We start from the raw sequence: 13,499 nt of genomic DNA on the forward strand, positions 1-13,499 counted from the left end.
TTCAGGCATACTGAATTGGATTACATCTAATTAAGGCAGGCTAATGCTGGACTATCCCGCCCTTCAGGCGCTGGCCATGGTCATCGAGACCGGCAGTTTCGAGGCCGCGGCACAGGCGCTGCGCGTCACGCCATCGGCGGTCTCGCAGCGGATCAGATCGCTGGAGGACCGGATGGGCGCGGTTCTGGTGATCCGCGGCCAGCCCTGCACCGGCACCGCCGAGGGTCTGCGGCTGGCGCATCATCTGGCGCAGGTCCGGCTGCTGGAACAGGGGCTTACCGGGCAAGGCGTGGCGCGGCTGCGGGTGGCCATCAATGCCGACAGCCTTGCCAGCTGGGCGCTTCCGGCGCTGGCGGGCCTCGGCGCGCTTTTCGATCTGGTGATCGAGGATGAAACGCAATCCGAAGGCTGGCTCAGGCGCGGCGAGGTAATGGCGGCGGTCACCACCAATCCGGTTGCGGTTGCGGGCTGCGATCTGAGCCCCTTGGGTAGGATGCGCTATATCGCCTGTGCGACGCCCGGTTTCATCGCCCGCCATTTCCCGCAGGGCGTCACGGCACAGGCGCTGGAAACGGCCCCCGCGCTGGTCTTTTCGGCCAAGGACGGGCTACAGGCGCTCTGGGCGCGCGAGCGTCACGCGATGACCCGCCCCCTGCCCGCGCATCACATCGGATCGACACACGATTTCCTGCGGGCGGGATGTCTGGGGATGGGCTGGGCGCTCCATCCCGAAGCATTGGTGCGCGACCATCTGGCCTCCGGCGCGCTTGTCATGCTGGACGAGAAACCGATGGAGGTCGCGCTTTACTGGCAATCGCTGCGTAACCTCAAAGACGCGCTGGCGCCGCTGTCACAGGCGCTGCGCCATGCGGCACGGGGCGCGCTGAGCCCGATGGTTTAGCTGGTGCAGGCCCTCCGGGCGCGTTAGGGAAAGCCCGCGCGGGAGATCACGGGCGAGAAGGAGACAGGCAATGGGCTGGCAGATTACGGGTGGAGAGGTTCTGACGCAGGATGGGCTGGCAGAGGGTGGATTGACGCTCGATCACGGCCTGATCGGCACGGGTCCGGCCTCCCGCCATCTGGATGCGACGGGCTTCTGGGTGCTGCCGGGCATTGTCGATCTGCATGGCGATGCCTTCGAGCGCCATCTGGCTCCGCGTCGTGGCATGGTGGCGGATCTGGGCGCCAATCTGGACTTTGTCGAAGGCGAGCTGGCCGCCTGTGGCATCACTACGGCGTGGCTTGCGCAATTCTGGTCTTGGGAGGGCGGCATGCGTGGCCCCGAATTTGCCACCCGTCTGGCACGAGCCCTGCAGGCCGCCGACCTGCGCCTCGATATGCGGATGCAGCTCAGGCTCGAGACCCATATGACCCACGATCTCGGGCCCGTTTGCGACCTGATCCGCGAGACGGGGATCGATTATCTCGTGTTCAACGACCATCTGCCGCATAAGGCGCTGGAAACCGGACGCAAGCCGCCACGGCTGAATGGCTCGGCGCTCAAGGCGGGGCGCTCCCCCGAGGCACATCACGAGATGATGCTGGCCCTCAAAACCCGCGACCCAGAGGTCGACAGCTTCGTGCGCGCCATCCTGCGCGCCCTGCCCGACTTGCGTTTCGGGTCGCATGATGATGACGCGGATCTGCGCGACATCTGGGCGGGTCGCGGAGTCCGGATCTCGGAATTTCCCGTGTCGCATGCTGCAGCCAGCAAGGCGCAGGATCAGGCGGTGATTATGGGCGCGCCCAATGTGCTACGGGGCGGCTCGCATAACCGCGGCTCGGTCAGTGCCTCCGATCTGGTAGCCGAAGGTCTAGTGGATGCGCTGGCCTCGGATTACCACTATCCGGCGATGATCGGTGCGGTCTTCGCGCTGATCGAGCGGGGCATCTGCGATCTGGCTCAGGCATGGCGACTGGTCTCGGCAGGGCCTGCACGAATGATGGGGCTCGAGGATCGTGGCCGGCTGGAGATGGGCCTGCGCGGCGATGTGGTGATCCTGTGCCCCGAGCGCCGGCGGGTGATGGGCTGTTTTGCGGCCGGACGTCCGGTATTCCTGTCGGGCGAGCTGGCGGAGCGGCTGAACTGAAAAGGTCGGGGAAATCCCCGACCTTCTGAGTGTTTCCCGCGGGCCTCAGGCCTTGAGGTTCGGGATGATCTGTTTCTTGCGCGACATGATGCCCGGCAACACGACGGTATCGCCCGATACCGAGCACCCGAAGGACGCTTCGGCGATCTGCTTTACGGTGTCATTGGGCACCAAGAGCGTGGCTTCCTCGTTGAGGATATCGATGATGAACAGCAGAACCTCATCGGCGTCGTCTTCCTTGGCCACGGCGGGCATCGCCGCCATCAGCGCATCCTTGCGGTCCAGAAGAACCTTCGGTGCGGTGGTTTCCAGAACCGAGACGCGCAGACCGGTCGAGCCCACGGTATATTCCTTGGAATCCATACGCAGCAGCTCGGCTTCGGAGAATTCCGACACATCGGATTTCGCCTCGAACATCTTGGTCGCCAGATCATTGATCGAGATACCGAGATCGGCGGCCAGCTTCTCGCAGACGGCGCGATCATGATCGGTCGTGGTGGGCGAGCGGAATTCGAGCGTATCCGACAGGATGCAGGCCAGCATTGCGCCCTTGATCCCCGTAGGCGCCTTGGCCAGATCCTCGCCGATCAGATCATGTATGATGGTTGCCGTGCAGGCCAGCGGACGGATCGTGATATCGATCGGACCTTTGGTTTCCAGACCGCCGACCAGCTTGTGGTGATCGATGATCGCGGTGATATCGGCGGCGTTGATATCAGCGGGCAGTTCGGCGGGGTTGTTGGTGTCGACGATGACGACCTTCTCGCCAGCGTCCACGCCCGAGATGATCTCGGGCTTGTCCAGACCGAAATGCTCGAGCACGAAGGCGGCTTCGGTGTTGGGCTCGCCCAGAAGGCAGGGCTTGGCGTCGATGCCCTTCACTTCGTTGAGATACCACGCCCAGATGATGGGCGAACCGGTCGAGTCGGTGTCGGGCGATTTATGGCCAAAAACCTTGGTGGTCATCGGATTCCTCGGATTTGAATGACTTTGGACAATGTCTTAGACGCTGCGCGCGGGATTGTCACCTAGCGCCGCCGCTCAGAAGGTCAGCTTCCGCATCACCGGCGAAATCTGCCAGCCTTCCTGCGCAAGCAGCGTCAGAAGGCCGTCCCCGCCCACCATGTGCAGCGCCCCTGCCGCCACCATGATCGGCCCTTTGGCTGCCGCCTTCTCAATGACGGGCATCCAGTTGCGGTTGCGGGTGGTGATCAGAAGATCATGGGTGATCGCCAGCTGGTGGGTCACCGCGGCCGGATCCTCCCCGCGATCAAGCGCCTGCCGACGTTCGAACTCCCAGATCAGCTGGATCTCGCCGCGGGCATAGAGATCGGCCATGGTCGCCATCGTGGCATCGCCATCCTCCGTCGCCTCCATCGCCGATTTCAGCATGGCGATCTCGTCCTCTTGCGGGACGCCCTCCATCAGGGTGAACAGCGTGTCAAAGGGTTCGAGCGGCATGATTGGCACGTTGCGGGCCTGCGCCTCGGCCATCATACGCTTGTCCACCCCGCCCTGCCCCGCCTGCAGACTGCCAAGCATACAGCGCGGCATCGACAGGGTAATCATCACGAAGGAGGGCTGCATCTTGGCCAGCAGCGGCGCGGGAATACCGCGATCGGCCCCAAGCTGTCGCAACGCCTGCCAATCACGCTGCGACATCATATCGGGCAGCGTCTTGTCCGCCATGAACATCAGATCGGACCGCTCACCCATCGCCTTCTGAAGCGCGGCTTCCTCATCCGGCCCCGCTTCGACCAGCAACGCGGAGATCTTGTCGAATTCGGGCAGAAGAGCCTGTTGCAGTGCCAGATGGCGCGGATCGGGCACATGGTTGGTTCCGACCAGAATGATGGACTGCGTGCCCTTGGTCGCGCGCCAGACAACACCCTGTCCGTAAGCCGTCTGACGGGCCTTCTCGGTGAGCGCCATCCGCGTGGCGCGGGGCATCGCATCAAAGAGATTACGCCCCGTACAGGCCGCCTCCGCGGCTATGGGCGCAAGAACTCCGCCCAGAACCAGCACCGCCTGCAACAGACGTGACTTCAGGTGTTTGCGCAGCATCCGACCCCTCCCGTGATGACCTTCCCCACTCTAGCGCGCGCGCCCCTCAATGCCATCCCCCCAATAGGAACCGATCTGGGCGAGCGCGGCGGAAATCGCAAAATCCGCCCCTGTCGAGGCACATGTCAGGCGTTATGAAATTTGTCGCAAAAAAATCTGGGGCGGGGTGTTGACACGAAGGGGGGGCAATGCCTAACTCCGGCATCGTTAGCACTAAGCAACAACGAGTGCTAAAAGCAACAACTCAGTTTTGGGAGTGACCCAGATGGCATTCAAACCGCTTCATGACCGTGTTCTGGTCAAGCGCGTCGAGAGCGAAGAAAAGACCAAGGGCGGCCTGATCATCCCCGACAGCGCGAAAGAGAAGCCGGCAGAAGGCGAAATCGTTTCGGTGGGCGAAGGCGCACGTAAAGATTCGGGCGAGCTGATCGCACCCTCCGTCAAAGCAGGCGATCGCGTTCTGTTCGGCAAATGGTCGGGCACCGAGATCACGCTGGAAGGCGTCGAGTATCTGATCATGAAAGAATCCGACATCATGGGCATCATCGCGTAAGCCACCCGCTTACCTGATCCCTGATTTCAAGAAATTCCAGTCAAGGAGCCAAAGATATGGCAGCCAAGGACGTAAAATTCGGCACCGACGCACGCAACCGCATGCTCAAGGGTGTCAACATCCTCGCAGACGCAGTCAAAGTGACGCTGGGCCCCAAAGGCCGTAACGTCGTTCTCGACAAATCCTTCGGCGCACCGCGCATCACCAAAGACGGTGTCTCGGTCGCGAAAGAGATCGAACTCGAAGACAAGTTCGAGAACATGGGCGCGCAAATGGTGAAGGAAGTCGCTTCCCGCACCAATGACGAAGCCGGCGACGGCACCACCACCGCAACCGTTCTCGCTCAAGCCATCGTTCGCGAAGGCATGAAATCGGTCGCAGCGGGCATGAACCCGATGGACCTGAAGCGCGGCATCGATCTGGCCACCACCAAGGTTGTCGAAGCGATCAAAGCGGCTTCGCGTCCGGTCAACGACACCAACGAAGTGGCTCAGGTCGGCACCATCTCGGCAAACGGCGAAGCCTCGATCGGCACGCAGATCGCGGAAGCGATGCAGCGCGTCGGCAATGACGGCGTGATCACTGTCGAAGAAAACAAAGGCATGGAGACCGAAGTCGAAGTCGTCGAAGGCATGCAGTTCGACCGCGGCTACCTCTCGCCCTACTTCGCGACCAACCACGACAAGATGACCGCAGAGCTCGAAGACTGCCTCATCCTGCTCCACGAGAAAAAACTCTCGTCGCTGCAGCCGATGGTCCCGCTTCTCGAGCAAGTGATCCAGTCGCAAAAGCCGCTGCTGATCATCGCGGAAGACGTTGAAGGCGAAGCGCTGGCAACTCTCGTTGTCAACAAACTGCGCGGCGGCCTGAAAATTGCTGCGGTCAAGGCACCGGGCTTCGGCGATCGCCGTAAGGCCATGCTGCAGGACATCGCGATCCTGACCGGCGGTCAGGTGATCTCGGAAGATCTGGGCATGAAGCTGGAAAGCGTCGGCATGGACATGCTGGGCACCGCGAAAAAAGTCTCGATCACCAAAGACAACACCACCATCGTGGACGGTGCTGGCGACAAGGCCGAGATCGAAGCACGCGTTTCGCAGATCCGCACCCAGATCGAGGAAACCACCTCGGATTACGACCGCGAGAAGCTGCAAGAGCGCGTTGCCAAACTGGCAGGCGGTGTTGCTGTCATCCGCGTGGGCGGCCTGACCGAAGTCGAAGTGAAAGAGCGTAAAGACCGCGTTGATGACGCGCTGAACGCAACCCGCGCCGCTGTCCAAGAGGGCATCGTTGTGGGTGGTGGTGTTGCTCTGGTTCAGGGTGCGAAAGCGCTTGAAGGCCTGACTGGCGCCAATAGCGACGTGAACGCAGGTATCGCCATCGTGCGCCGCGCGCTGGAAGCGCCGCTGCGCCAGATCGCGGAAAACGCAGGTGTTGACGGCGCGGTTGTCGCTGGCAAGATCCGTGAATCGACCGATCTGAAGTTCGGCTTCAACGCGCAGACCGAAGAATATGGCGACATGTTCGCATTTGGCGTCATCGACCCCGCCAAAGTGACCCGCACCGCGCTGGAAGACGCAGCCTCGATCGCAGGCCTGCTGATCACCACCGAGGCGATGGTTGCCGACAAGCCCGCTAAAGAAGGCGCAGGCGCGCCGGATATGGGCGGCATGGGCGGCATGGGTGGCATGGGCGGCATGATGTAATCAGCCCCCTTCCATTTGTGGAAGCTTCGGGAAAGGGTGCCTTCGGGCACCCTTTTTCTTTGCGCGATGCCCCGGACAGCAACGAAAGATGAACAAATGTCCACGGGGTGAACTATTATGCAACGCAATCAGAATTTCGGATAATACAACCTGATTTTTCACAATCAGCGGTTGCTCGCCGAAACTTCCTCGAATACGAATCATTAACTAAGTTTTGTGCGTAAATAGTCTGTGGTGGCCTCGGAAGCGGGTCTGAAATGAATGCTGATTTCTCTTCGGCCCTGAGCCGACCCAAACATGCCGATCTGCGGAATGCCGTCATCGAATCCCTCAAGGAATCGCTCTCGGCCTTGCGTGACTTTCTTGGCATGGAAACGATCTTCGTTTCCGAAATAGAGGACGGGCAGCTTTGGTTCCTCGCCGTCGATGAAGCGTCGCCCTTTCTGACGCCGCTGATCCCCGATAACTGCATGAAGCTCGACCGGACATTGTGCTACTGGGTCTGCAATGACATCCTGCCTCAGGTCATTCAGGGGAATGATCCGGTCATGCAGACCGTCCGTCGCCTCCGCGAGGACGAGAATTTCCAGATCGGCCTGCACATGTCGGTGCCGATCACCATCCATCCAGGACTACCCTTCGGAACGATCTGCTGCTTCTCGATGAAAGAGCGCGCGCCGCTCAGCGATCAGGAAATCCGCATATTCCGCACGATGGCCGATATGATCTCGACCAACCTGCGGCTTCAGGCGAAGATATCGGGCTATGTCGAACCGATCGGGGAAGACCTTGCTCGCATGCTCAGCGCCCCGAGCATCCGGCCCGTATTCCAACCCATCCTCCATTTTGCCTCGGGCAGGACCTATGGCTTCGAGGGGCTGTCGCGCTTTACAGATATGCCGCACTACAGCCCGCAGGACATGTTCAGGCTGGCTACCCAATATGGAATGGGGCCCAAGCTGGAGCTGAACGCCACCAACAGCATTCTTGACGAGGCAGAGCGCATGCAGTGCCGCTCGCTCGTCTTCCTCAACCACTCCCCTGACAGCCTTCTGGCCCCTTCCCTACAGGCACGGCTCGAGAGCTACCTGAAGAGTGATCGGCAGCGTGGCCTTGCGATCGAGATTTCGGAACAGGCTGTCATACAGGATTTCAGCAGGCTCGAGCATCGCCTCTCGGCGCTCCGCGAGATCGGCGTCAAGATCGCGCTGGATGATGTCGGTCAGGGCAATGCGGGCCTAGCACATATCCTCGCCCTCAAACCCGATCTCATCAAGCTGGACCGTGTCGTGGTTGCGGGTCTCGAGGCGCATCGCGAGAACCGCGCGATGGTGCGCGCCCTTCTGCGGTTTGCCAAGGATATCGGCTGTGAACTGATTGCCGAAGGCATCGAGCGGGAGACCGAGCGCGCGATCCTGATGGAGCTGGGTGTCGAGCTGGGTCAGGGCTTCCATCTGGGCCGTCCGGCCCCCCTCCCCCTCCTGCATTAGGGCGTAATCTTTTAATACACGTCCCAGTCGTCGTCATGGCGCACAGGACCGATAGCCAGCCAGTCCGAACGCACGCGCGCGATCTTGGAATCTCCCCATGTGCGGAACACGATAACGAAGCCTTCCGTGGTAATCATATCGGCGGAGATATCCATCCGCGGATTATGTTGCTGGTCAATATCCCACATGGATAGCGTTACCTGCACCTTGGGCACGGCTGCATAGGGCTCGTCGAACGTGACGATGCGGCGCAGCTCGCGCGGGCCGGTGCCCGTCCACATCTGGCCACCATCCTGATAATCGGAAAAGAGCACGAGTGTTCCTTGGCTAACGCCAACAATCTGTGCATCTATCTTCAGCATCAAGGCGCTCCGTCTGCAAACACTATTACTCTGGACCCATTAAGTAAAAAAAAGCCCCACAACATTGCGGGGCTTTTTCTGAAAAGGTTGCTGTCTCAGCCGAGCATATGCGACCCGAGAGCCTCCATGTCCGCGAGCATTTTCGCGGTCATTTCGGCCACCGACGGGCTGGCTTCGTCATTGGCCTTACGCGCTTCCGCCACCAGTTCGGCGGCAATCTCTGCCGTGAACTCGGAGGCAGGAAGGGCGCGCTCGGCCAGAACGGAGATCCCCTCTTCGGAGATCTCGGCAAAGCCGCCTGTTACGGCATAGCTTTCCTCGCCCTTCTCGGACACGATCGTCAGCTTGCCGGGGCGCAACGAGGTGATGGTAGGCGCATGGCCCGGCATCACCGTCATGTCGCCCTCGGCACCGGGGACGAGAACCTGCGTGGCTTGAACGGAAGCGAGCTTCCGTTCGGGGGCCACGAGATCGGCTTGCATCGTATTGGCCATCAGCCGCCTCCTTACGCGTTAGCCGCGAGTTTCTCGGCTTTGGCTTTCACTTCCTCGATGCCGCCAACCATGTAGAAGGCTGCTTCCGGCAGGTGGTCATATTCGCCAGCGACAACGGCCTTGAAGGACGCGATCGTATCTTCCAGCGGAACCTGAACACCGTCGGAGCCGGTGAAGACTTTTGCCACATCGAACGGCTGCGAGAGGAAGCGCTGGATCTTACGCGCGCGTTGCACGGTGATCTTATCTTCTTCCGACAGTTCGTCCATGCCGAGGATCGCGATGATGTCCTGCAGCGATTTGTAGCGTTGCAGGATGTTCTGGACTTCGCGAGCCACGTTATAGTGCTCTTCGCCGAGGATCTGCGGATCCATCATGCGCGAGGAGCTGTCGAGCGGGTCCACGGCCGGGTAGATACCCAGTTCGGAGATCGCACGCGACAGAACGGTGGTTGCGTCGAGGTGGGCGAAGGTGGTCGCCGGTGCCGGGTCGGTAAGGTCGTCCGCCGGAACGTAGACGGCCTGGATCGAGGTGATCGAGCCCTTCTTCGTCGAGGTGATGCGTTCCTGCATCGCACCCATATCCGTGGCGAGCGTCGGCTGGTAGCCCACTGCCGAAGGAATACGACCCAGAAGTGCGGACACTTCCGAACCTGCTTGGGTGAAGCGGAAGATGTTGTCCACGAAGAACAGAACGTCCGAACCCGAGGTGTCGCGGAACTGCTCTGCGATCGTCAGACCGGTCAGAGCGATACGTGCACGGGCCCCCGGAGGCTCGTTCATCTGGCCGTAGACCAGTGCCACTTTCGATTCCGCAAGGTTATCGGGGATGATAACGCCGGATTCGATCATTTCGTGATAAAGGTCGTTCCCTTCACGGGTCCGTTCACCAACACCAGCGAACACGGAGTAACCCGAGTGCACTTTTGCGATGTTGTTGATCAGTTCCATGATCAGAACGGTTTTACCAACACCTGCGCCGCCGAACAGACCGATCTTACCGCCCTTTGCATAGGGCGCGAGAAGGTCGATCACCTTGATGCCGGTCACGAGGACCGAGCTTTCGGTGGATTGCTCGGCGAAGTCCGGTGCGGGCTGGTGGATCGCGCGGACTTCGTCCTTGGCCACGGGGCCCTGTTCGTCAACGGGCTCGCCGATGACGTTCATGATGCGACCGAGGGTCGCCGGACCAACCGGCACCGAGATCGGAGCGCCGATATCGGTCACGGCCGCGCCACGGACCAGACCTTCGGTCGAATCCATCGCGATGGTGCGGACGGTGCCTTGACCGAGGTGCTGGGCAACCTCCAGCACGAGGCGGTTGCCGTTGTTGGTGGTCTCGAGTGCGTTGAGGATCTCGGGCAGGCCGTCTTCGAACTGAACGTCCACGACGGCGCCGATGACCTGCGTCACTTTGCCATGCTTTGCCATTTGTGTGTTTTCTCCGGTTCGGTCAGAGCGCCTCGGCGCCCGAAATAATTTCCGTAAGCTCGGTGGTGATTGCGGCCTGACGGGAACGGTTGAATTCCACGGTCAGGTCGTCGATCATATCGCCGGCGTTGCGCGTTGCGTTGTCCATTGCGGACATCCGTGCGCCTTGCTCCGAGGCAGCGTTTTCCAGAAGCGCCGTGAAGATCTGCGTTGCCACACCACGCGGCAGCAGGTCATGCAGGATCGCTTCTTCGCTGGGCTCGTAGTCATAGACTGCCGAGGCACCAGCTGCCTCTTCCGGTGCGTCGAAGGTCGCAGGGATGATCTGTTGCGCGGTCGGGATCTGGCTGATCACCGACTGGAAGCGCGAATAGAAAATCGTCGCAACATCGAACTCGCCTGCATCGAAGCGGGCCAGAACGTTCTTCGCAATGGATTGCGCATCGACATAACGAAGGTTCTTCACCCCCGACAGATCGACGTGATCGATGAACAGGTCACCAAGCTCGCGGCGCATCGAGTCGCGGCCTTTTTTGCCGACGGTGATGATTTTCACCGTCTTGCCTTCGGCCTTGAGTTTTGCGGCAGCTTGCTTTGCCTTCTTCGCGATATTGACGTTGAAGCCGCCGCAAAGGCCGCGCTCCGCCGTCATCACCACGAGAAGATGCACCTGCTCGGAACCCGTCCCGGCCAGAAGCCGGGGCGCGCTATCAGAGCCGCCCACCGAGGCGGCCAGCGATGACATTACAGCGTTCATACGCTCGGCGAAGGGCCGCGCGTTTTCGGCTGCGTCTTGGGCGCGGCGCAATTTTGCTGCCGCGACCATCTGCATCGCCTTCGTGATCTTACGAGTGTTCTTGACACTCGCGATCCGGTTTTTGAGGTCCTTAAGGCTGGGCATATCCCTATCCTTCCGGGCCGCTTACGCGAACGTCTTTGCGTATGCTTCGATTGCTGCTTTCAGCTTGTCAGCTGCTTCGCCCTTGATCTTGGGATCTTCGTTGGTGATCCAGTCAAGCACGTCTTTCTTGGACGAGCGCAGGAAGGTGATCAGACCGGCTTCCCAGCGGGTCACTTCCTTCACGTCGACCTTGTCGAGGAACCCGTGGGTCCCTGCGAAGATCACAGCAACGATCTCGGCATTGGTCAGCGGCGAATATTGCGGCTGTTTCATCAGCTCGGTCAGACGTGCACCACGGTTCAGAAGCTTCTGGGTCGCGGCGTCGAGGTCGGAGCCGAACTGGGCGAAGGCGGCCATCTCGCGGTATTGCGCGAGTTCCAGCTTCACGGCACCAGCCACCGATTTCATCGAGTTGGTCTGAGCGGACGAACCCACACGCGAAACCGACAGACCGGTGTTCACTGCGGGGCGGATGCCCTGATAGAACAGGTCGGTTTCGAGGAAGATCTGACCATCGGTGATCGAGATCACGTTGGTCGGGATGAAGGCACCCACGTCACCGCCTTGGGTTTCGATAACCGGCAGAGCGGTCAGCGAGCCGAGGCCGAACTCTTCGTTCAGCTTGGCCGAACGTTCCAGCAGGCGCGAGTGGAGATAGAACACGTCGCCCGGGAAGGCTTCACGCCCCGGCGGACGACGCAGAAGAAGCGACATCTGACGGTAGGCTACAGCCTGCTTGGTGAGGTCATCATAGATGATCAGGGCGTGCTTGCCGTTATCACGGTAGTATTCGGCCATTGCGGTTGCCGCATAGGGGGCCAGATACTGCATCGGTGCCGGATCGGAGGCGGTTGCCGCGATCACGGTGGTGTAGGCCATAGCGCCCGACTCTTCGAGCTTCTTCACCAGCTGGGCAACGGTCGAACGTTTCTGACCGATAGCCACATAGAAGCAGTGCAGCGCATTCGCCGGATCTGCGTCATTGTAGACTTTCTGGTTCAGGATGGTGTCGAGCGCGATTGCGGTCTTGCCGGTCTGACGGTCACCAATGATCAGCTCGCGCTGGCCACGGCCGATCGGGATCATCGCGTCAACCGACTTGATGCCGGTTGCCATCGGCTCGTGCACCGATTTACGCGGAATGATGCCCGGTGCCTTGACGTCGGCCACACGGCGCTCGGTCGCCTCGATCGGGCCCTTGCCGTCAAGCGGGTTACCAAGTGCGTCAACCACACGACCCAGGAGCGCGTCACCGGCGGGCACGTCAACGATCGAGTTGGTGCGCTTGACGGTGTCGCCTTCTTTGATGTCCCGGTCGGAGCCGAAGATAACGATACCGACATTGTCGGCTTCGAGGTTGAGCGCCATGCCGCGGATGCCGCCCGGGAATTCGACCATCTCGCCCGCCTGGACATTGTCCAGACCGTAGACGCGCGCGATACCGTCACCGACGGAGAGCACGCGGCCGACTTCGGCGACCTGGGCATCCTGCCCGAAATTCTTGATCTGCTCCTTGAGGATCGCAGAGATCTCAGATGCCTGGATACCCATTATCCAACCTCTTTCATGCTAGTCTGGAGGGAAGCGAGCTTCGAGCGGATCGAGGTATCGACCATGCGCGAGCCCAGCTTGACGATCATGCCACCGATGAGGGTCTCATCGACTGCAACGTTCAGTTGAACGGTTTTACCCGTCTTTGCCGCAAGCGCATCGGCCAGTTTGGCCTGCTGCTCTTGGGACAGTTCGGTTGCGGAAGTCACGTTTGCGGTGACCTCGCCTTTTTCTTCCGCGATCTTCGCGCTCAAGGCACTCAGGAACATCGGCAGCAGATACAGACGGCGCTTTTGCGCCAGAAGGCCCAGCGTGTGGGTCATCGTTGCGCTCAGGCCCATGGCCTTTGCAATCGCCTCGATGGAGGCTTCCTGCTCTTCGCTCGAGTAGAGCGGGCTCTTGATCAGCCCCTGCAGATCGGCGCTCTCAGACAGCGCGACCTCCAGAGCATCGATCTCGCCCTTCAGCGCATCGAGCTGACCGGAGTCTTTGGAAATTTCAAAAACCGCCGTTGCATAACGGTCGGCGATGCCTGCGGAAATTGAAGCTGGTTCGGACACGGCCACCCTTCCGATGTTAATCCTCCACATGCAGCCTCCCGCTCCTGAAGGAACGGAAGGAAAATATGGAGATCTCCTCAGGGCGCGCCCACGCTCGCCCTCGTTTCGGTGTCAGGATGTAACAGAGCGATCCCCACCCCGCAACCTTCTTGCGCACTAACCCGTGAACATAGCCGACAGTTTCTGACTGTTTTTTAGGCTTCTCGCGCTATCTTCTTCCAGATTATGCCAATGGGCTTGTCTACTGCCCGTAAAACAAGGGATTCCGCGCGTAGCGTGTCACGAATCTGCGGCAATA

13 protein-coding genes are annotated in these 13,499 nt (G+C 60.6%); 5 read left to right on the top strand and 8 right to left on the bottom strand.

The window, feature by feature from the left end; translation table 11 throughout:
• The first annotated feature begins 43 nt into the window (after positions 1-43).
• A complete protein-coding gene (locus tag VSX56_RS11010) occupies positions 44-901 on the top strand; it encodes a LysR family transcriptional regulator ArgP (protein WP_350937059.1) in 858 nt (285 codons plus the stop codon).
• 70 nt (positions 902-971) lie between these two features.
• Entirely contained in the window at positions 972-2,090 is a 1,119-nt protein-coding gene (locus tag VSX56_RS11015; protein ID WP_350937061.1) for an alpha-D-ribose 1-methylphosphonate 5-triphosphate diphosphatase, read from the top strand.
• A 45-nt stretch (positions 2,091-2,135) separates the two neighbouring features.
• Here VSX56_RS11015 and VSX56_RS11020 read toward each other — a convergent pair whose 3' ends face one another.
• Both VSX56_RS11020 and VSX56_RS11025 read right to left on the bottom strand, forming a co-directional pair.
• The gene (locus tag VSX56_RS11020; protein ID WP_350937063.1) at positions 2,136-3,056 is read right to left on the bottom strand and encodes a manganese-dependent inorganic pyrophosphatase; all 921 of its coding nucleotides are present in this window, start codon (positions 3,054-3,056) and stop codon (positions 2,136-2,138) included.
• 75 nt (positions 3,057-3,131) lie between these two features.
• Positions 3,132-4,154 carry a TraB/GumN family protein gene (locus VSX56_RS11025; protein WP_350937065.1) on the bottom strand — a complete coding sequence of 341 codons (1,023 nt, stop codon included), beginning with the start codon at positions 4,152-4,154 and terminating at the stop codon, positions 3,132-3,134.
• A gap of 265 nt (positions 4,155-4,419) precedes the next feature.
• Between VSX56_RS11025 and groES the strand changes: the two genes are divergently transcribed.
• The 3 genes from groES (at position 4,420) to VSX56_RS11040 (ending at position 7,903) form a co-directional block, all read left to right on the top strand.
• Positions 4,420-4,707 (top strand): co-chaperone GroES, encoded by a 288-nt coding sequence (groES, locus tag VSX56_RS11030; RefSeq protein ID WP_339109315.1) that lies wholly within the window; start codon positions 4,420-4,422, stop codon positions 4,705-4,707.
• 56 nt (positions 4,708-4,763) lie between these two features.
• Entirely contained in the window at positions 4,764-6,413 is a 1,650-nt protein-coding gene (groL, locus tag VSX56_RS11035) for a chaperonin GroEL (protein ID WP_339113217.1), read from the top strand.
• 257 nt (positions 6,414-6,670) lie between these two features.
• On the top strand, positions 6,671-7,903 hold the full coding sequence (locus VSX56_RS11040; RefSeq protein WP_350937069.1) for an EAL domain-containing protein: 1,233 nt from the start codon (positions 6,671-6,673) through the stop codon (positions 7,901-7,903).
• Positions 7,904-7,914: 11 nt separating this feature from the next.
• On the opposite strand, the gene VSX56_RS11045 is transcribed toward VSX56_RS11040, so the two are convergent.
• From VSX56_RS11045 to VSX56_RS11070, 6 genes are all read right to left on the bottom strand, one after another.
• On the bottom strand, positions 7,915-8,265 hold the full coding sequence (locus VSX56_RS11045; protein WP_350937071.1) for an H-type lectin domain-containing protein: 351 nt from the start codon (positions 8,263-8,265) through the stop codon (positions 7,915-7,917).
• A 95-nt stretch (positions 8,266-8,360) separates the two neighbouring features.
• Positions 8,361-8,759 carry a F0F1 ATP synthase subunit epsilon gene (locus VSX56_RS11050; RefSeq protein WP_339113220.1) on the bottom strand — a complete coding sequence of 133 codons (399 nt, stop codon included), beginning with the start codon at positions 8,757-8,759 and terminating at the stop codon, positions 8,361-8,363.
• Between the two features lie 11 nt (positions 8,760-8,770).
• Entirely contained in the window at positions 8,771-10,189 is a 1,419-nt protein-coding gene (gene atpD, locus VSX56_RS11055) for a F0F1 ATP synthase subunit beta (RefSeq protein ID WP_350937074.1), read from the bottom strand.
• 22 nt (positions 10,190-10,211) lie between these two features.
• Positions 10,212-11,090 carry a F0F1 ATP synthase subunit gamma gene (locus tag VSX56_RS11060; RefSeq protein ID WP_350937077.1) on the bottom strand — a complete coding sequence of 293 codons (879 nt, stop codon included), beginning with the start codon at positions 11,088-11,090 and terminating at the stop codon, positions 10,212-10,214.
• 21 nt (positions 11,091-11,111) lie between these two features.
• Positions 11,112-12,641, bottom strand: a complete 1,530-nt coding sequence (gene atpA, locus VSX56_RS11065; protein ID WP_339113223.1) for a F0F1 ATP synthase subunit alpha — start codon at positions 12,639-12,641, stop codon at positions 11,112-11,114.
• On the bottom strand, positions 12,641-13,201 hold the full coding sequence (locus VSX56_RS11070) for a F0F1 ATP synthase subunit delta (RefSeq protein ID WP_350937111.1): 561 nt from the start codon (positions 13,199-13,201) through the stop codon (positions 12,641-12,643). The genes atpA and VSX56_RS11070 overlap by 1 nt, the downstream gene beginning before the upstream one ends.
• Positions 13,202-13,499 lie beyond the last annotated feature (298 nt).

Source organism: Thioclava kandeliae, from assembly GCF_040297545.1.
Classification (GTDB): domain Bacteria; phylum Pseudomonadota; class Alphaproteobacteria; order Rhodobacterales; family Rhodobacteraceae; genus Thioclava; species Thioclava kandeliae.